This window comes from Mesorhizobium sp. L2C084A000 (assembly GCF_000502875.1).
Classification (GTDB): Bacteria; Pseudomonadota; Alphaproteobacteria; order Rhizobiales; family Rhizobiaceae; genus Mesorhizobium.
Window position 1 is genome coordinate 45,918 of record NZ_AYWX01000007.1, and the last position, 18,608, is coordinate 64,525.

The following is an 18,608-nucleotide window of genomic DNA, read 5'->3' on the forward strand; positions in this document are numbered from 1 at the left end:
CCCGCTGGTCCGCGAACTGGAAAACGCCGAGGCGGCGGCGTCGCTGGCGGCGGAGTAGCCATCCCGCAGCCTGGCCCGCCACGGTCCGGCCAGTACACGCATGAAGGTTGCCGGCGCGCTCGATCCGTCGAGCGGCAATGAGGTTTTGCGCGCCTAATCAAGGACGATTGGAATGCCGTTGCCCAGTTATACGCTCGGAGTGATGGACGCTTCGGTCTATGCGCCGGAAGTCTTTGCGCGCGGCCTGCCGTCAAGCCCGCGTCTGCAGCAGCAGTCCGAAGACGACGGCGAGCCGATCGGCTCCGTTGCTGGTGTCGCCGCTCCGCTGCTTTCGCTCCAGGGCATCGGCCTGTCGTTCGGCGGCGTCGTGGCACTGGCCGATATCGACCTGTCGGTTCACCCAGGCGAAATTCGCGCCATCATCGGCCCGAACGGCGCCGGCAAAAGCTCGCTGATCAACGTCATCAGCGGCGTCTATCGGCCGGATCGCGGCCACGTCCGGCTCGACGGCACCTTCTATGCCCAGGTGCCGACGCAGCAGTTGGCTCACCTCGGTGTCGCCAGAACCTTCCAGAACCTTGCACTGTTCAAGGGTCTCAGCGTCCTCGACAATGTCGCTTCCGGCCTCGCCTACAAGGTTCGCTCCAACTTTGCCGGCCAGGTGCTCGGCATCGGCCGCTCGCGCGGCGAGCAGCGCGAAACACGCAGCCGCGCGGAACAGATCCTCGAATTTCTCGACCTCACCGCCATTCGCGACCGTCTTGTCGGCACCTTGCCTTACGGACTGCAGAAGCGTGTCGAACTGGCCCGCGCACTGGTCGCCCAGCCGCGCCTGCTTTTGCTCGACGAGCCGATGGCCGGCATGACCGCGAGCGAAAAGAGCGAGATGGCGGCTTTCGTCCGTGCCGCGCGCGATCGTTTCGCCACCACCGTGGTGTTGATCGAGCACGATGTCGGCGTCGTCATGGGCCTGTCCGACCGCATTGCCGTTCTCGACTACGGCCGCAAGATCGCCGACGCCACGCCAGACGAGGTCAGGAACGACCAGCGCGTCATCGATGCCTACCTCGGCGTCGCCTCGGACAATGAGGACGGGGCAGGCATATGATCGCCGATTTCGACTACCAGTTCTTCATCGAAGTGCTCGTCGGCGGCCTGCTCTCCGGCGTCATGTACTCGCTGGTCGCGATCGGCTTCGTGCTGATCTACAAGACCTCGGGCGTGCTCAATTTCGCGCAAGGCGCGATGCTGTTGTTCGCGGCACTCACCTTCGTCAGCCTTATCGAGCGCGGCATCCCGTTCGCGCTGGCGCTGGTGATCACTTTCGCCATCATGGTCGCCATGGGTGTCGCCATCGAGCGCACGGTGCTGCGGCCGCTGACCAACAAGCCGCCGATCACACTGTTCATGGCGACGCTCGGCCTGTCCTACATCATCGAGGGCGCCGCCCAGCTGATCTGGGGCACGCAGGTCCACGGCCTCGATCTCGGCATCGAGGACGTGCCGCTGGAAATCGGCGGCGTGCTGATCAGCCAGTTCGACATTTTTGCCGCAGTGGTTGCCGCCGGCATGGTCCTCTTGCTGTCGCTGTTTTTCCGCTACACCCGCATCGGCCTCTCCTTTCGCGCCGTCGCCGACGATCAGTTCGCGGCCCTCGCGGTCGGTCTCAGGCTGCCGCTGATCTGGGCCACCGTCTGGGCTGCTGCCGGTCTTGTCGCACTGGTGGCGGGACTGCTCTGGGGTGCGCGCCTCGGTGTGCAGTTCTCGCTGTCGCTGGTGGTGCTCAAGGCGCTGCCGGTGCTGGTGCTCGGCGGCTTCGATTCCATCCTCGGTGCCATCGTCGGCGGGTTGCTGATCGGCGCCAGCGAGAAGCTCGCCGAGGTCTATATCGGCGACTATTTCGGCGGCGGCATAGAGAGCTGGTTNGTTCGCCTATGTCGTCGCGCTGGTCTTCCTGCTGATCCGTCCTTCCGGCCTGTTCGGCCAGAAGCTCGTCGAGAGGATCTGAGCCATGACCGCCATAACAAGCGATTTCTCGTCCGCGCCGGTGCTGCCGAAATGGGTCGTGCCCGTGTTGCTGCTCGCCTTCGCCTATGGCGTCGTGCCGCTGATCGGCTCGAGCTATCTGTTCGAGGCCATCCTGCTGCCGTTCCTGGCGCTCAGCCTCGCCGGCGTGGGCTTGAACATCCTGACCGGCTATGCCGGCCAGGTTTCGCTGGGTAGTGCTGCCTTCATGGCGGCGGGCGCCTTCGCCGCCTATAATTTCAACCTGCGCGTCGAAGGCCTGCCGCTGATCGGCAGCATTTTCCTGGCCGGCATCGTCGCCGCCGCGATCGGCATCGTCTTCGGCCTGCCTAGCCTGCGGCTCAAAGGCTTCTACCTCGCGGTTTCGACGCTCGCCGCGCAGTTCTTCGTGCAATGGGCGCTGACCAAGTTCAGCTGGTTCTCCAACAACTCGGCTTCCGGCGTCATCGACGCGCCGAGATTGTCGATTTCAGGCTTCGCGCTCGACGGCGCCATCGGCCGCTATCTCTTCGCGCTAACCATCGTCACCGTGCTGACCTTCCTCGCCCATCGGCTGGTCTCGTCGCAGACCGGGCGCAACTTCATCGCCATCCGCGACAATGAAACCGCTGCCCGCATCATCGGCATCCCGGTGCTGAAGACCAAGCTGCTGGCCTTCGCCATCTCGTCCTTCATCATCGGCGTTGCCGGCGTCATCTGGGCCTTCGCCTATCTCAGAACCGTCGAGCCGGACGGCTTCGATCTCGACCGGTCGTTCCAGATCCTGTTCATCATCATCATCGGTGGCCTGGCTTCGATCCGCGGCGCGTTTTTCGGCGCCGCCCTCATCGTGGTCTTCCCGCTCGCTCTGTCGCGCCTCGGCGGCTTCCTGCTTGGCGATCTCTTCGATTCGGGCGTGCTCGACATGAGCCAGCGCATCGTGCTGGGCGCGCTCATCATCCTGTTTCTGATCCTTGAACCCGACGGGCTGGTGGCGCTGTGGGACAGGGTCCGAAGACGGCTCGTGTTCGCCTGGCAGTCGACCTGAGCCCATGCATCCACTCCGAACCGACGTTTGAAAATGAACCAGAGGCCGAACCCAAGACGGCCCATACCGGGAGTACCTCAACCATGAATTTCCTGAGCACAATCAAGGCGGCGGCGCTGTCCACGGCGATGATCGTGTCGGTGGCCTTGCCCGCCGCGCACGCCGACGAACAATATTTCCCGCTGCAGAGCTATCGCGTCGGGCCTTATGCGGCCGGCGGCACCGGCTTCTTCGGCGGCTTCATCGACTATCTCAACCTCATCAACATCCGCGACGGCGGCGTCAACGGCGTCAAGCTGACCTGGGACGAATGCGAAACCCAGTACGAGGTCGAGCGCGGCGTCGAATGCTACGAGCGGCAGAAGAGCCATGCCGGCGCCGCCGCCTGGAACCCGCTCTCGGTCGGCATCGCCTATGCCATGATCGACCGCATCACCGCCGACAAGGTGCCGCTGATCACCGTCAACCACGGCCGCACCGACTCCACCGACGGGCGTGTCTTCCCTTACGTCTTCCCGCTGCTGCTCAATCCCTACAGCGAGACGTCAGGCATCGTGAACTACATCGCATCCAAGGAAGGCGGCATCGACAGGCTGAAGGGCAAGAAGATCGTCGTGCTCTATCACGGCTCGCCCTACGGCAAGGAAACCATCCCGATCTATGAATTGCTGGCGCAGAAATACGGCTTCACCGTGCAGCAGATCGAGGTGCCGCATCCCGGCAACGAGCAGCAGTCGCAGTGGCTGACGATCCGCCGCGCCAAGCCGGACTTCGTCGTCCTGCGCGGGTGGGGCGTGATGAACCCGGTGGCGCTGAAAACGGCGGTCAAGGTCGGCTATCCCGTCGATCACATCGTCGGCAATGTCTGGTCGAATTCTGAAGAGGATGTCATCCCGGCCGGCGACGCCGCCAAGGGTTACACCGCCATCACCACGCAGGCTTCCGGCAACTCCTACCCGGTGGTTCAGGAGATCGTGAAGACGGTCTACGGCGCCGGCAAGGGTAACCTCGAAGACAAGGCGCGTATCGGCTCGGTCTACCACAATCTCGGCATCGTCAACGGCATCCTCAATGTCGAGGCGATCCGCGTCGCGCAGGAGAAGTTCGGCCACCGCACGCTGACCGGCGACGAGGTCCGCTGGGGCTTCGAACACCTCAAGCTCGATCCGGCCAAGGTCGAGGCGCTTGGCGCCAAGGACCTGTTCCACTCGATCAATGTCAGCTGGGACAATCACGAAGGCGAAGGCTACGTGACCTTCCAGCAGTGGGACGGCAAGAAGTGGAACGTCGTCTCCGACTGGATCGCGCCGGACTGGGCGCTGCTGCGGCCGATCATCGAGAAGTCCGCCGAGGCCTACGCCGCCGAGAAGGGCATCAAGCTGCGCACCGCCGACGATGCCAATGCTGTGACCACCAACTGATCAGTCAGAGCCGGGCGCAGCGGACCAAGTTTCCGTGGCGCCCGACCTGTTCGGTTTTCGAACCGCGAAAGAACAGCCTATGCCGAACGATGACGTCATTCTTGCCGTGGACACGGTCCATGCCACCTACAACCACGCCATCACGGCGCTGCATGGCGTCAGCTTCGAGCTCAGGCGCGGCCAGATACTGGCATTGCTCGGTGCCAATGGCGCCGGCAAGACCACGACGCTCAAGGCCGTCTCCAATTTGCTGCCGGCTGAGCGCGGCCAAGTCAATGCAGGCACCATCCGCTATGAAGGCTCGGATGTCTCGCGTCGAAAGCCGGGCGATCTCGTGCGCGCCGGCCTGGTCCAGGTGCTGGAAGGCCGGCATTGCTTCAAGAGCCTCACCGTCGAGGAAAATCTGGTTGCCGGCGGCATTGGCCGCAGCGGCCGCCGCGCCGAGATCAACGAAGATCTCGAGCGGATCTACGGCTATTTCCCGAGGCTCAGGGAAAAGCGCCGGACATTGTCCGGCCTGACTTCTGGCGGCGAACAGCAGATGACCGCCATCGGCCGAGCGCTGATGTCGCGGCCGCGCCTGCTGGTCCTCGACGAACCGTCGATGGGTCTCGCCCCGCTCATCGTCCAGGACATCTTCCAGACGCTCAGAAAGCTGAACCGCGAGACCGGCCTGTCGATCCTGGTCGCCGAGCAGAATTCGGCGGTGGCGCTCCGTTATGCCGACCACGCCACTGTGCTCGAAAACGGCGTCTCCGTTCTCACTGGTGCGGCCGCCGAGCTTCGCCAGCGCGAGGACATCAGGGCCTTCTACCTCGGTCAATCGACCGCCGGGCAACAGCCTTCGCCCGCCGTCAAACCAGCCCATCTCCATGCCGTTGCCTGAAATGAAATCCCAAGGAGCAGTGAAATGACCGTTTCGACCGTCAAGACCGACCAGGCTTCCGCCGCCGTGCCGGCAGTCGCAAGACCGACCGCGCCGGCGCACATCATCAAGGACGCCGCCGAGGCGATTGCTATCGCCCACGCGCTCGCCGCCGAATTCGTCAAGGACTCCTCAAGGCGCGACCGCGAGCGGATCTGGCCGGTTGCCGAACTCGATGCCTTTTCGCAAAGCGGCCTGTGGTCGATCAACGTGCCCAAGGCATTCGGCGGGCCGGAATTGTCCTATGCGACGCTGGCGAAGGTGATCGAGATCATCTCGGCGGCCGATTCCTCGATCGGCCAGATTGCCCAGAACCATCTCGGCGTGGTCGCCGCCATCCGCACCGTGTCCGACGCGGACCAGCAGAAGCTGCTGTTTGCCGAAGCGTTGAAAGGCACGCGGTTCGGCAACGCCTTTTCCGAGTTCGGCTCCAAACGCGCCGCCGATTTCGAAACCCGCTTCACCGATGCCGGCGACCATGTCGTCGTCAATGGCCGCAAATTCTATTCGTCCGGCGCGCTGCTCGCTCATCTCGTGCCGATCGTCGCGCTCGATGACCAAGGCCGTGCCTGGTATGCGATCGCCGACCGCGGCGCGCCCGGCCTGACCGTCATCGACGATTGGTCGAGCTTCGGCCAGCGCACGACGCTGTCCGGCACCGTCATCATCGACAACGTCAAGGTGCCGAAGACGCATCTGGTGCCAGGCTACAAGGGTTTTGACAGGCCAACCGCCGACGGCGCCATCTTCCAGATCATCCAAGTGGCGGTCGACACCGGCATCGCCCAGGCAGCGATCGACGAGACGGTCAATTTCGTCAGGACCAAGAGCCGAGCCTGGATCGACAGTGGCGTCGACAATGCCTGGGACGATCCCTACACCATCCAGGCCATCGGCGACCTGACGCTGCGCCTGCACGCGGCGCAGGCGCTGCTGGAAAAGGCCGGCCTGGCAATCGACCGGGCGGTGATCGAGCCGACCGCCGACACGGTGGCGCACGCCCAGATCGTCACCGCCGAGGCAAAAATCCTGTCGACCGAGATCGCCATTGCCGCCACCAACAAGCTGTTCGAACTTGCGGGGACCCGCTCAACGCTGGCCGAACACAATCTCGACCGGCATTGGCGCAACGCGCGCACGCACACGCTGCACGATCCGGTGCGCTGGAAATATTCGATCCTCGGCAAATATTTCCTCAACGGCGAAAACCCGCCGCTGCACGCCTGGAGCTGATTTCTCACCGGCGGGCGAGAGGCTCGCCACAGCAAAATTTTTCGGCCACTATACCCCAAGAGGTTCACTGCCATGTCAAATCCAACAGTCGTCGGCTTTTCCGGCAACATCACCCGGCCGTCAAAGACGCGCGCCTTCGTCGATCTGGTCACCAGGGACATCGCCGCCAGCCACAGTCTGTCGGCGACCACTTATGATATCGAGGATCTCGGCCCGTCGCTCGGCACGGCAAGATGGGCCCGCGACCTCGATAGCCAGGCCCGGGCGATCCTGGACGAAGTCCTCGCTGCCGACGTGCTCGTCGTCGGCTCGCCGACCTACAAGGGCAGCTATACCGGCCTGTTCAAGCACTTCTTCGACCTGATCGATCCGGCAGCGCTGCGGGGGAAGCCCATCGTGTTGACGGCGACCGGCGGTGGCGAGCGCCACGCCTTGATTGTCGAACATCAGCTGCGGCCGCTGTTCGGCTTCTTCGAGGCTTTTGCGCTGCCCACCGCCGTCTACGCCACCGACAAGGATTTCACCGACGGCGTGCTACACTCCGAGGCGATCCTTAAGCGTGCCGCGCAGGCGGTCGACGAGGTCGGCTTCGTGCTGGCCAACCGCTCGGCAGGCAGGATCGCCGCCGAATAGACGCCGTCGGCGGATTACGCCGCAATCGAAATTCGCGTAGTGATTGATCTCGCTTACGCAATTTACGACTGCCCGCTAAAAACGTTCCTGTCTGATTCGTCTGGGACAGGAACGTCATGAGCAAAGCCCTCACATCCTTCGCATTGGTCGCCGTGCTGACCGCCTTGCTCATGGCGTTGAGCCTGGCTGTCGCCAGGCACGGCTATCCCTATGGTGCCATCGGCGTCAGGCGCCTTGACGGCATCGCCGACGCCGGCGTGTTCATCCCGATTGCCGCTGTCTATTTCTTCAGCGCAATGCTGATGATGATCCTGCCGATCAGGGCGGCCGGCATCGTCCTGACCCATGCCGCCGATGCCCTCTTCTGGACCGTGATTGCACTGTTTGCGACCATCGTCGGCTGTCTTGTCGCCAGATGGGCGTTCGGGCAGGGCAGCGCCGTGTGGGCATTGCTGAACTGGCGGTTCCTGTTTGCGGCGGCGATCGTAGGTTGTCACTTCGTCATGAACGAGCTGCGCCGCAACGTGCTGCTGCGCAGCCTGTTCTTCGTGGTCTTTGCCGCCGCGACGCTGGCCTGCCTGTTCTGGTCGTTCACGCTCTGACGTGCCGCCGGCTAAGCGGCTGATCCGGTGGCGATGTTGCCAGCCGCCGTTGCCATCCATGTCCAGAGATAGGCGGCAAGACCGCGATCGACATGGATGCGCAGCTTGCCGTCATGGCGATAGACGACGGCGCTGATGCCGGCAAAGGAAAGCGCTGCACTGGCACTTGGCTGGCTGGGATCGAGCGTCGTTCCACGCGCGATGAAAGCATCGAGCGCCGTGCCCTCGGCCTCGAATATTTGCAACCCGGCGCTGATCGCCGTCGCCGCGAACCCGTCTGCATGCCAGCCCGTGGCGATGGGGAGCGGGCTCTTCGACACGACGAGCAACCGGTCGCGTGCCAGCCGCGCCGCATAGCGGTCGCCCTGTGCGGTACCAAAAGCACCCACGCCAGTCCCGCCGATGCTGGAAGCGTGCGCCCACGCGTCGAGGTCGCCGCTGACCAGCAATTGATTGAGGCCGCAGATCGCGCGCACCACGAGGCCGGTCGCCGTGATCACCGCCGACTGCCAGTCCGGTGCAACAGACCATTTTTCCGCGAGATCACGCATGCAGCCGCTCTCCTGCCGGGTCGAAGGCGCAAGGGGCGGTAATCGTCGCCTTGCTGATCTTGCCGAGATGCTGGATGTCGATCGTCTCGCCGTGCCGCGTCGCGCCGCGCTCGATCAGCCCAAGCGCAACCGGGCGGCCGAGCGTCGGGCTCTGGTAGCTCGAGGTGACAAAGCCCTGGCTGTGCACTCTGCCGTCGCTCCGTTTGATGCCATGCGCGCCGGTCGGCAGTGGCGCGTCGCCTTGCGGCACCGCCAGCCCGACAAGCTGCATGCGGTTTCCGCGCGAGGCCTCCTCGGTGAACAGCGAGCGGCGGCCGACGAACTCGCTCTGGCGTTTGGCGCGCGGACCGTCGACGCCGAGATCATGCGGCAACGTGGTGCCGTCAGTGTCCTTGCCAATGACGATAAAGCCTTTCTCTGCCCGCAGGATCATCAGCGCCTCGAGTCCGATGTCGACGGCCTCGAGCGCCTGGCCGGCCTCGCGCAGATGCGCCCATAACGGCTCGGCGCGATCGGCCCGGATGGAGATTTCGTAGCTCCTGTCGCCAGTGAAGCTGACGCGGGCAATACGGACATCGTCGCCGGCATAGGTGCCATGAGCGATCGCCATATGCGGCAGGTCGGCATCGTCGAGCGAGAGGCCGAGGCCAAGCGTTTCGAGCAGTTTTCGGGAGTTTGGCCCCGAGACGGTCAGCGTCGCCATGTCTGATGTGGCGTTGTGGATGTAGACGGCGTCGCGCCCAAAACGGTCCTGACGCCATTCCTCCAGCCGGGCGTGAACGGCAGCGACATGCGAGGACGAGCACGAGACGACGAAGCGATGCTCGTCCAGCCGCACCAGAACGCCGTCGTCGAAGACCACGCCGTTCTCCGACAGCATGAAGCCGTAGCGGCAGCGGCCGGGCTTCAGCGTCGACATGGTGTTGTAGTACAGAAAATCCACGAATGCCGCCGCCTGCGGCCCGATCACCTCGATCTTGCCGAGCGTCGAACCATCGAACAGCGCCACGGATTGACGGGCGCGCCGTGCCTCGTCCGCGATCGAACGCTCCGCATCTGCGTAGCCACCATAGTGGGCCGGGCGCAGCCAGCCGCCATATTCCTGAAAGACGGCGCCATTGGCGCGGTGGACATTTTCGAGCGGCAGCCGGCGCACCGGTGCCATCAATTCGCCGACGCGCGTGCCGGCAAAGCTTGCCAGCGGCACCGGGGTGAATGGCGGACGATAGGTGGTGGTGCCGACCTCCGGCACCGTACGCCCGGTGATACCGGCCATCAGCGCCAGGCCGGGCAGGTTGGAGGTCTTGCCCTGGTCGGTCGCCATGCCGAGCGTGGTGTAGCGCTTCAGATGTTCGACCGAGACGAAGTTTTCGCGCGCTGCCAACTCGACGTCCTTCACGGTCACGTCGTTTTGATAGTCGATCCAAATGCGTCCCTTCGAGCCCGGCATCGGCCATGCGGCGACTATGCCGTCCGTCGCCTCCGGTCCGGTGCTCCGCGGTAGGGGAGCCTTCGTCTGGCCGAGCGATGCAACGGCGGTGCTGGCACCAGCAAACACCTCCGACAAGGAAACCGCGCCGGCAGCCGCACCTGCCACCGCGATGTTATCAACCGGATCGCCCGGCAGAAAGGCCGCGCGCGCCTCGCTCCAGGCGAGCTTGCCCTTGGCTTGGCCGAAGAGATGGATGGTCGGCGTCCAGCCGCCCGAGATCAGGACGCAATCGGCATCGAACCTCGTGCCGTCGTCGAGCGTTACGCCGTCGACGCGCAGCCTGCCGCTGGCGGATATGAGAGAACGCCCTTTGGCCAGCCGGACATTGGCCGGCGCGGCAGGCGTGCCGTCGCGCCGGATGTCGACAAGCCTGACTTCGGCGCCGGCCTCGGCAAGCGCCCCCGCCACCTCATAGGCGCTGTCATTGCTGGTGGCGACGACGATGCGGCGGCCGACCAGCACAGCGTGGCGCCGGAGATAGGCGAGCGCCGCATCCGCCGATAGGATGCCCGGCAGGTCGTTGTTGGCGAAGGGCAGCGGCCGCTCGATGGCGCCGGCCGCCAGCACGATCTGGCGCGGCCTGACCCGCCACAGCGTATCCGGCCGGCCGTCGAGATGACGCTGGTTCAGCCCGACCAGATTGTGGTCGTAAATGCCGAAGGCGATGGTCGAAGGCAGGATGAGGTGACCGCCAGCGGCAAGCTCGGCAATCGTCTCCTTGACCCATACGGCCGCCGGCTTGCCGTCGATCTCCGCGGCACGATGGCCGAGCGATCCGCCGGGGCTATGCTGGTCGTCGACCAGTGTGACGGTCAGGCCAGCACCAGACGCCAGCCTTGCCGCCGCCAGCCCTGCGGGTCCCGCGCCTACAACCAGCACATCGCAATGATGGTTGATCTGGTCCGCCGTGCCCGGCGAGATCCAGTCGGCGTCGACTGTGCCCAATCCCGCCATGGCGCGGATGCGCGGCTCGAACCTGTGCCAGTCCGGCCACATGAAAGTCTTGTAGTAGAACGCCGCCGGTATGAAGCGCGCGAAACGGTCGAGAAAGGCGTTGCGGTCGGCCAGCGCGCTGGGCGTGGCGTTGACGCTTTTCGCCACCAGCCCGTCGCGCGCCGGCTCGGTCGTGGCGCGCGTGTTGGGCTTCGCTGGCACGCTGCCGCCGAGATCGACCAGCGCGTTCGGCTCCTCGACGCCGGCACCCCAGATGCCGCGCGGCCGGTGATATTTGAAGCTGCGGCCGACGACCGCGACGTCGCCGGCCAGCAGCGCCGAGGCGATGGTGTCGCCGGCAAAGCCATGCACGGTGGCGCCGTCGAAGCTGAAGCGGATCGGGCGCGAGCGGTCGATGGCGCTGCCGCCGGTGGCAAGACGCGAGGCGGTCACGCGGCATGCTCCCCGTCGAGAGCGGCCGAAGACAGCACCTTGTGGGTGATGGTGTCCCGCCCCATGACGAAGAACTCGCCGCAAATCATGTGAACCCAGATCTCGCGCGCCGTGCCTTTCGGATTGCCGCGCAGATAGAGGTACTCAGCCCAGCGATCGATCGGCACGTCGGCACCGTCAGGCCTGATGTTGCCGGCATCGCCGCCATAGTGGAATTCGGTCTCGTCACGCGGGCCGCAAAATGGGCAAGGGAACAACTGCATGATTGCCTCTAATGCGCGATGCCGGAGCCGGCCGCTTCGTCGATCAGCCGCCCGCTGGCGAAGCGATCGAGGTCGAAGGGGCGGCTGATGTCGTTGTGCTTGCCGGTCGCCAGCAACTGCGCCAGCAGCGTGCCGCCGGCGGGGATAGCCTTGAAGCCGCCCGTGCCCCAGCCGCAATTGAGGAACAGGCCGGGCAGCGGTGATTCGCCTATGATCGGCGAGGAATCCGGCACGACATCGACGACCCCGGCCCATTGCCGCATCAGCTTGAGCTGGCCGAAGATCGGGAACATTTCCAAAAGACCGGCAATCACCTCCTCCAGCGTCGGCAGATTGCCGCGCTGCGCATAGGAAGGGATGCGGTCAAGGCCGCCGCCGATGACGATCTCGCCCTTGTCCGACTGGCTGACATAGACGCCGCAGCCGGGCGACAGCACCACCGTGTCGAGGATCGGCTTGACCGGCTCGGACACGCAGGCTTGCAGCGCATAGGAATTGATCGGCAGCCGGAAGCCGGCCTTTGCCGCCAGCACCGAAGAATGCCCGGCTACCGCCATGCCGATGCGGTCGGCACGGATCGCGCCACGCGACGTCTGGACGCCGCGACAGCGGCCGCCTTCGATGATGAAATCAGTGATCTCGCAGTTCTGGATGATATCGACGCCGAGCCGGCTCGCCGCCCGCGCGTAGCCCCAGGCGACGGCGTCATGGCGCGCCGTGCCGGCCCTGCCTTGCCAGATGCCGCCGAACACCGGGAAGCGCGCGTCCGGCGAAAAATTGTAGATCGGCGCCACCCGGCGCACATCCTCGGGAGAAAACAATTCGGCATCGATGCCGTTGATCTGCATAGCGTTGACGGTACGCGCGCCGATCTCCATCTCCGCGGTCGAGTGGCACAGATTGACCATGCCGCGCTGCGACAGCATGACATTGTAGTTCAGGTCCTTGCCCAGCCCTTCGTAAAGGCGGTGCGCCAGCCCGTAGAGCTCAACGCTTTCCGGGTAATAGTAGTTGGAGCGCACCACGGTGGTGTTGCGGCCGGTGTTGCCGCCGCCGATCCAGCCCTTTTCCAGCACAGCGACCCTGGTGATGTTGTGGTTCTTTGCCAGATAATAGGCCGTCGCCAGCCCATGGCCGCCGCCGCCGATGACGATCGCGTCGTAGGCTGGCTTCGGCTCGGGCGAGCGCCAGGCCGGCTTCCAGCCAGTCTGGCCGGCCAGGCCCTCCTTGAACAGCGATAATGCGGAATAGCGTCTGGTCATGGCGTGCCGGACAGATCTGAATTTCTGAAGGGAACGTGAATCATTGCATGGTCTTTTGCACGGATGCCGCCGGTTCGATCGGTCATGCCCGCATCGCCTTGCCCAGTGGATCGTATGGCGACGAAGCGATGACGCGCGCACCTCTTTCGACGCCGACGATGTGGGTTGTCAACTGCGTATCGATCTCGGCCGCCTCGCGCTCGACCAGCGCCATGGCGAGGCTCTTGCCGACCGTATGGCCATAGCCGCCGGAGGTGACGAAGCCGGTGAGCCCGCCTTTGTTCCAGATGGGTTCGTAGCCGCTGGCATCGGCATCCGCCGCGTCGATTTCGAGCGTCACCAGCGTGCGCCGGGATTTAACCTGCCGCTCCTTCAGCGCCGCCTCACGGCCGATGAAATCGCCCTTGTCGAAAGCGATCCAGCGGCCCATTCCGGTCTCATCAGGCGTATAGTCCTGCGTGAACTCGCGTGACCAGATGCCAAAGCTCTTTTCGAGCCGCAGCGAATTGACCGCGCCGAAGCCATATTCGGTCACATCAAGATCCTTGCCTGCCGACAGCAGCGCACGGCGCAGGCCCGCGTGCTCATTGGCCTCGCAATGGATCTCGTAGCCGAGCTCGCCGATGACCGACAGCCGACCGACCTTGGCCCGCACCAGGCCGACATCCAATGTCTTGCAGGCGAGGAAGCCGAAAGCCTCGTGCGAGACATCCTGGTGTGTCAGCCGCTCGAGCAGCATTCGCGCATTGGGTCCGGCGAGCGAGAAACCGACTACCGCATCGGAAATGTCGCGGACGGTGACGCCGTCGCCCAGATGCTGTTCGAACCAGCGCATATGCCATTGGCGCAGATAGTAGGATCCCATGATCCACCAGGAGCCATCGCCCCAGTTGAAGACGGTGAGATCGCCCTTGAGTTTGCCGTTTTCGCCCAGCATCGGCGCGAGCTTGGCGCGTCCCGGCTTGGGCAGCGCACAGGCAAGCAGCCGGTCGAGCCAAGCCTCGGCCCGCGAACCGGTGATCTCGTAGCGCGAGAAAGCTGATATATCGAGCAGGCCGACACCTTCGCGCACTTTGCGGCATTCCTGTGCGACAATGTCGAAGGCGTTGGAGCGCTTCAGCGTCGGTGTCTCGACGAAGCCTTGCGGCGCGAAATAGAGCGGCACTTCCATGCCCCATGAATTGCCCCAGCGCGCGCCGGCGGCATCCATCGCGTCATGCGCGCCGGCTGTCTTCAAGGGCCGTCCCGCCGGCAGCTGCTCGTTGGGATAGCTCATGACGAAGCGGCGCGAATAGAACTGCCCGGTGGTCTGCCTGATGTATTCGCGGTTGGAGGCGAAGTCGCCATAGCGGGCGATGTCCATGCCGTAGACGTCGGCTTCCGGCTCGCCATGGATCATCCATTCGGCCAGCGACTTGCCGACGCCGCCGCCTTGCAGGAAACCGGCCATGACGCCGCACGCCACCCAGTAATTGGGCACGCCGCGCACCGGGCCGACCAGCGGATTGCCGTCCGGTGAGAAGGTGAAGGCGCCGTTTACCCAGCGCTTGATGCCGGCTGTCTCCAGGCAGGGATAACGGCTGAAGCCGAGCGCCAGCTCGTCGGCGATGCGGTCGGTATCTTCCTGGATCAGTTCGATGCCGTAGTCCCAGGGCGCCCCGTCCATGTTCCAGTGTTTGTGGTTGACCTCATAGATCCCAAGCAGAAGGCCTTTCTGCTCCTGGCGCATGTAGGTGAAGCCTTCGAGATCGACGATCAGCGGCAATTCCATGTCCAGCGCCTGGATTTCGGGCAATGCCTCGGTGACGAGATAATGGTGTTCCATCGGCGATACCGGCAGGTCGATGCCGGCCATCCTGCCGACCTGCTTGGCCCACAGTCCGCCGGCATTGACGACGTGCTCGGCAATCACCGTGCCCTTCTCGGTGACCACGTCCCAACCGCCATCGGCGCGGCGGTTGAGTTCCAGCACCCGGTTGTGCTCGATGATGTCGGCGCCGCGCAGCCTGGCTGCCTTGGCATAGGCGTGCACGACGCCTGAGGGATCGATATGGCCCTCGCGCGCGGCAAAGAGGCCTCCCAGCATGCCGTCGGTGTTGAGGATCGGGCAGCGCTGCTTGATCTCATCGACACCGACCAGGTGGACATCGTCGATGCCCATGGTCTGGAAGATGCGGTAGGAGGCCTTGAGCCATTCCCAGCGCTCGGGCGCCGAGGCGACCGAGATGCCGCCGGTCATGTGCATGCCGATGCTCTGGCCCGATTCCTTCTCGACCTCGGAGAGCAGGTCGATCGTATAGGCCTGCAGGGCGGCGATGTTGGGATCGGCGTTCAGCGCATGGAATCCGCCGGCCGCATGCCAGCTCGATCCCGCTGTCAGTACCTCGCGTTCGATAAGCGCGACGTCGCTCCAGCCGAACTTCGCCAGGTGATAGAGCACCGAGGCTCCAACCACGCCGCCGCCGATGACGATCGCCCTGTATTGGGATTTCATCCTGTCGCACTCCACCCAGTCAGTGTGGCGTACCCTATCGGTATTGTACATATGTGTCTAGAACTTGGCGGAGGACGGAATGACGGTCCATGATGTCGCTTTGCGCCGATGCGGCAGAGGGGCGCCTCCGCTGCTGTCGGCAGCAAACGTGCTTGCTATTTGGGTCGATGCACGCCCGCGAAGTCGCCAGCCGCGGGGCCGAACGGGCCGTACTATCGGTTGCGCAAAAGCGTTTTCTCGACATAGCGCGAGAAGTCTTCGACATCCTCCGCCGGAGGCTCCTGGCCGGTGAAGCTGCGCAGATAACCGGCGACGTGAGGCAGGCGGCTGCTCATCGGCTCGTTGAGCTCAAGCGAGTAATAGCCGATCTGCATGAAATACAGCACGCGGGCTCGCACGAACGCGTCTTCTTCCTCATAGCCGTGGCGCATGAACATGTGGCGGATGGCGTTGACGCGCTCCTCGTCGGCCTCGTCGAGCGCGCGCCTGATGGCGGGCGAGCGGCGGGCCCAGGCCCTGATCGCGAAATCCAGCTGCGGATCGAACAGTTTTTCGTCCACCCAGCATTCGAAAATGCTCATCACCCCGCGGATGACGGTCGCGGAAGGCCGCCTGGCCCGTTCGACGATGAACCTGGTGTTGGTCTGCCGCCAGTAATCTAGCAATTGATCGAGCAGATCCTGTCGGCTCTTGAAATACCAGTAGAAGCTGGAACGCGACACATCGAGCTTCTGTCCAAGCGTCAGCACGCGGACGCGTTCGACACCGTCAGAGATCAACGTTTCAAGCGCAAGCTTCAGCCAGTCTTCGCGAGTGGCCTTGATATTGCCGGTGGCGCCGGCGCGCTGAATCGTCGTTTCGAGAGCTGCCATCGACACGACGCATGACACGCTGCCTCAGGCAAATCAAGGCTATGGACATTTGTGTACAGACCAAATCGGGCCCAAGCCGAACGATGCATCGTGGCTGTTGGCTGCATCGAGGCTCGATGGGGCATTGTCGTCGCCCGCCATCCGCGCGGCGCAAGCGGGGATTTTTGTCGCGGCTGCTGGTTCACTGTTTGCTTTCCCGCGAGGCAATTGTCTGGCAAATACCAGTTCAGACAGATGCCCGCGCGGCCAACAAGCAGGAACATACGATATGACGCTGTTTCGAAAGAACCTCATCGATGGCGAGTGGGTCGGCGACGCCGGTTCGCGCAACATCAACCCCTCGGATACCGGTGACATCGTCGGCGATTATGCCTCGGCGGGTGTCGAACAGGCCAAGCAGGCGATCGCCGCGGCCAAGGCAGCGTTCCCGGCTTGGTCCCGCTCCGGTCCGCTGGCGCGTCACGCGGTGCTGAAAAAGGCCTCCGACGAGATTTTGGCGCGCAAGGACGAGATTGGCCGCAACCTGGCGCGTGAGGAAGGCAAGACGCTGGCCGAAGGCATCGGCGAGACCATTCGCGCCGCCCAGATTTTCGATTTCTTTGCCGGCGAAACGTTGCGTTTGACCGGAGAGGTCGTGCCGAGCGTGCGACCGGGCGTCGGCGTCGAGATGACGCGCGAGGCGGTCGGCGTGGTCGGCATCATCACGCCATGGAATTTTCCGATCGCCATTCCGGCCTGGAAGATCGCCCCGGCATTAACCCACGGCAACACCGTCGTCTTCAAGCCGGCGGAGCTGGTTCCAGAGAGCGCCTGGACCATTGTCGACATCCTGCATCGCGCCGGCCTGCCAAAGGGCGTGCTCAATCTCGTCATGGGCAAGGGTTCGGTGGTCGGTCAGGCGATGCTCGACAGTCCCGACGTCAACGCCATCAGCTTCACCGGCTCGGTCGGTACCGGCAAGCGCGTTGCCGCGGCAAGCATCGAACACATGCGCAAGTTCCAGCTTGAAATGGGCGGCAAGAACCCACTGGTCGTGCTCGACGATGCCGATCTTGCGATCGCCGTCGATTGCGCGCTCAATGGCGCCTTCTTCTCGACCGGCCAGCGCTGCACCGCGTCGTCCAGGCTGATCGTGACCGAGGCCATCCATGACCGTTTCGTCGATGCCCTCAAGGATCGCATGAGCAAACTGGTCATCGGCGATGCGCTCGACGCGCAGACCCAGATCGGTCCTGTCGTCGACGCGACGCAGCTGAAGCAGGACGAGGACTATATCGCCATCGGCGTCAGGGAAGGTGCCACGCTCGCCTTCGGCGGCGAGCGGCTCGACCGCAAGACGCCAGGCTTCTATCTGCAGCCGGCATTGCTGACCGAGGCCACCAATGCCATGCGCAGTTCGCGCGAGGAGATTTTCGGACCTGTCGCCAGCGTCATTCGCGTCAAGGACTATGACGAGGCGCTTTCCGTCGCCAACGACACGCCCTTCGGCTTGACCTCCGGCATCTGCACCTCGAGCCTCAAGCATGCCACGCACTTCAAGCGCAATTCGGAGGCCGGAATGGTGATGGTCAACCTGCCGACGGCGGGTGTCGATTTCCATGTTCCCTTCGGCGGCCGCAAGGGTTCGAGCTATGGGCCGCGCGAGCAGGGCCACTATGCGGCGGAGTTCTACACCACGGTGAAGACGGCCTATACGTTCGCAGGCTGATCGGCAGTGACCGATCAGCCTGACTGATCGGTCACTGCCGACCATGCCGGCAACACCGCCATGCACATCTGGATTGGAGGGGCGCGAAAGGATGACAGTGCAAGATCTGATCTGGCTTAACCCGCCGCCGCACCATTCTATCGACGGCGACAGCGTTCGTGTGCGCACCGGTAAGGAGACCGATTTCTGGCGCGAGACCTTCTACGGTTTCTGGCGCGACAACGGCCACTTCCTGCACCGGCCGGTCGAAGGCGATTTCAGCGCCGAAGTCACGGTCAAAGGCGACTACGAAGTCCTCTATGATCAGGCCGGGCTGATGGTCCGGCTCAGCGAAACGCACTGGATCAAGGCCGGTATCGAGTACACCGACGGCCTTGCCTATTTCTCCGTTGTCGTCACCAACGACACGTCAGACTGGTCGCTGGTCGCCATTCATGCCGATCCGAACGGCGTCAGGATCCGGTTGACCCGTCACGCCGAGGCGATCCGCGTCCAGTACCTCGATGCTTCCGACGGCCACTGGAAGCCTGTGCGGCTTGCCTATTTCCCGACCTCGAAGACGGTCGATATCGGCATGATGTGCTGTTCGCCGCAACGCGAAGGCTTTGAGGTAACGTTCTCCGATTTCTCCCTCGGTCCGCCGATATCGCGGGAATTGCACGATTGAGACGTGCGGTCTTGCGCTGAACCGCAAGCACTTCGACCTTTGCCACG

Annotated in this window: 15 protein-coding genes and 1 pseudogene; 10 read left to right on the top strand and 6 right to left on the bottom strand. The window is 64.0% G+C overall.

Translation table 11 applies throughout. The features are described from left to right. Window positions 1–172: 172 nt before the first annotated feature. From X735_RS149915 to X735_RS149885, 8 genes and pseudogenes are all read left to right on the top strand, one after another. Window positions 173–1,108: an ABC transporter ATP-binding protein gene (locus tag X735_RS149915; RefSeq protein WP_023811539.1), complete on the top strand. Its 936-nt coding sequence runs from the start codon at window positions 173–175 to the stop codon at window positions 1,106–1,108. After that, window positions 1,108–2,008 (top strand): annotated as a pseudogene (locus X735_RS01000000165905) (branched-chain amino acid ABC transporter permease). Before X735_RS149915 ends, X735_RS01000000165905 begins: the two are co-directional and overlap by 1 nt. 3 nt (window positions 2,009–2,011) lie before the next feature. After that, the gene (locus X735_RS149910; protein ID WP_023811540.1) at window positions 2,012–3,052 is read left to right on the top strand and encodes a branched-chain amino acid ABC transporter permease; all 1,041 of its coding nucleotides are present in this window, start codon (window positions 2,012–2,014) and stop codon (window positions 3,050–3,052) included. A gap of 83 nt (window positions 3,053–3,135) precedes the next feature. After that, window positions 3,136–4,473 (top strand): ABC transporter substrate-binding protein, encoded by a 1,338-nt coding sequence (locus X735_RS149905; protein WP_023811541.1) that lies wholly within the window; start codon window positions 3,136–3,138, stop codon window positions 4,471–4,473. A gap of 79 nt (window positions 4,474–4,552) precedes the next feature. Next, entirely contained in the window at window positions 4,553–5,359 is an 807-nt protein-coding gene (locus X735_RS149900) for an ABC transporter ATP-binding protein (protein WP_023811542.1), read from the top strand. 24 nt (window positions 5,360–5,383) lie between these two features. After that, the gene (locus X735_RS149895; RefSeq protein WP_023811543.1) at window positions 5,384–6,631 is read left to right on the top strand and encodes an SfnB family sulfur acquisition oxidoreductase; all 1,248 of its coding nucleotides are present in this window, start codon (window positions 5,384–5,386) and stop codon (window positions 6,629–6,631) included. A gap of 72 nt (window positions 6,632–6,703) precedes the next feature. After that, complete coding sequence (msuE, locus tag X735_RS149890) at window positions 6,704–7,264, top strand: FMN reductase (RefSeq protein ID WP_023811544.1); 561 nt, start codon at window positions 6,704–6,706, stop codon at window positions 7,262–7,264. 116 nt (window positions 7,265–7,380) lie between these two features. Further along, complete coding sequence (locus X735_RS149885) at window positions 7,381–7,866, top strand: hypothetical protein (RefSeq protein ID WP_023811545.1); 486 nt, start codon at window positions 7,381–7,383, stop codon at window positions 7,864–7,866. 11 nt (window positions 7,867–7,877) lie between these two features. Here X735_RS149885 and X735_RS149880 read toward each other — a convergent pair whose 3' ends face one another. The 6 genes from X735_RS149880 to X735_RS149855 form a co-directional block, all read right to left on the bottom strand. Next, a complete protein-coding gene (locus tag X735_RS149880) occupies window positions 7,878–8,417 on the bottom strand; it encodes a hypothetical protein (RefSeq protein ID WP_023811546.1) in 540 nt (179 codons plus the stop codon). Further along, window positions 8,410–11,295: a sarcosine oxidase subunit alpha family protein gene (locus tag X735_RS149875; protein WP_023811547.1), complete on the bottom strand. Its 2,886-nt coding sequence runs from the start codon at window positions 11,293–11,295 to the stop codon at window positions 8,410–8,412. The genes X735_RS149880 and X735_RS149875 overlap by 8 nt, the downstream gene beginning before the upstream one ends. Further along, the gene (locus X735_RS149870) at window positions 11,292–11,558 is read right to left on the bottom strand and encodes a sarcosine oxidase subunit delta (protein WP_023811548.1); all 267 of its coding nucleotides are present in this window, start codon (window positions 11,556–11,558) and stop codon (window positions 11,292–11,294) included. Before X735_RS149870 ends, X735_RS149875 begins: the two co-directional genes overlap by 4 nt. An 8-nt stretch (window positions 11,559–11,566) precedes the next feature. Beyond that, on the bottom strand, window positions 11,567–12,820 hold the full coding sequence (locus X735_RS149865; RefSeq protein WP_023811549.1) for a sarcosine oxidase subunit beta: 1,254 nt from the start codon (window positions 12,818–12,820) through the stop codon (window positions 11,567–11,569). Window positions 12,821–12,902: 82 nt separating this feature from the next. After that, window positions 12,903–15,314: an FAD-dependent oxidoreductase gene (locus X735_RS149860; protein WP_023811550.1), complete on the bottom strand. Its 2,412-nt coding sequence runs from the start codon at window positions 15,312–15,314 to the stop codon at window positions 12,903–12,905. A gap of 212 nt (window positions 15,315–15,526) precedes the next feature. Continuing rightward, complete coding sequence (locus X735_RS149855) at window positions 15,527–16,186, bottom strand: TetR/AcrR family transcriptional regulator (protein ID WP_031213366.1); 660 nt, start codon at window positions 16,184–16,186, stop codon at window positions 15,527–15,529. Between the two features lie 268 nt (window positions 16,187–16,454). Here X735_RS149855 and X735_RS149850 point away from each other — a divergent pair, with 268 nt between their 5' ends. Beyond that, window positions 16,455–17,894: an aldehyde dehydrogenase family protein gene (locus X735_RS149850; RefSeq protein ID WP_023811552.1), complete on the top strand. Its 1,440-nt coding sequence runs from the start codon at window positions 16,455–16,457 to the stop codon at window positions 17,892–17,894. Between the two features lie 91 nt (window positions 17,895–17,985). Further along, the gene (locus X735_RS149845; RefSeq protein WP_023811553.1) at window positions 17,986–18,561 is read left to right on the top strand and encodes a DUF1349 domain-containing protein; all 576 of its coding nucleotides are present in this window, start codon (window positions 17,986–17,988) and stop codon (window positions 18,559–18,561) included. The last annotated feature ends 47 nt before the right edge of the window (window positions 18,562–18,608 follow it).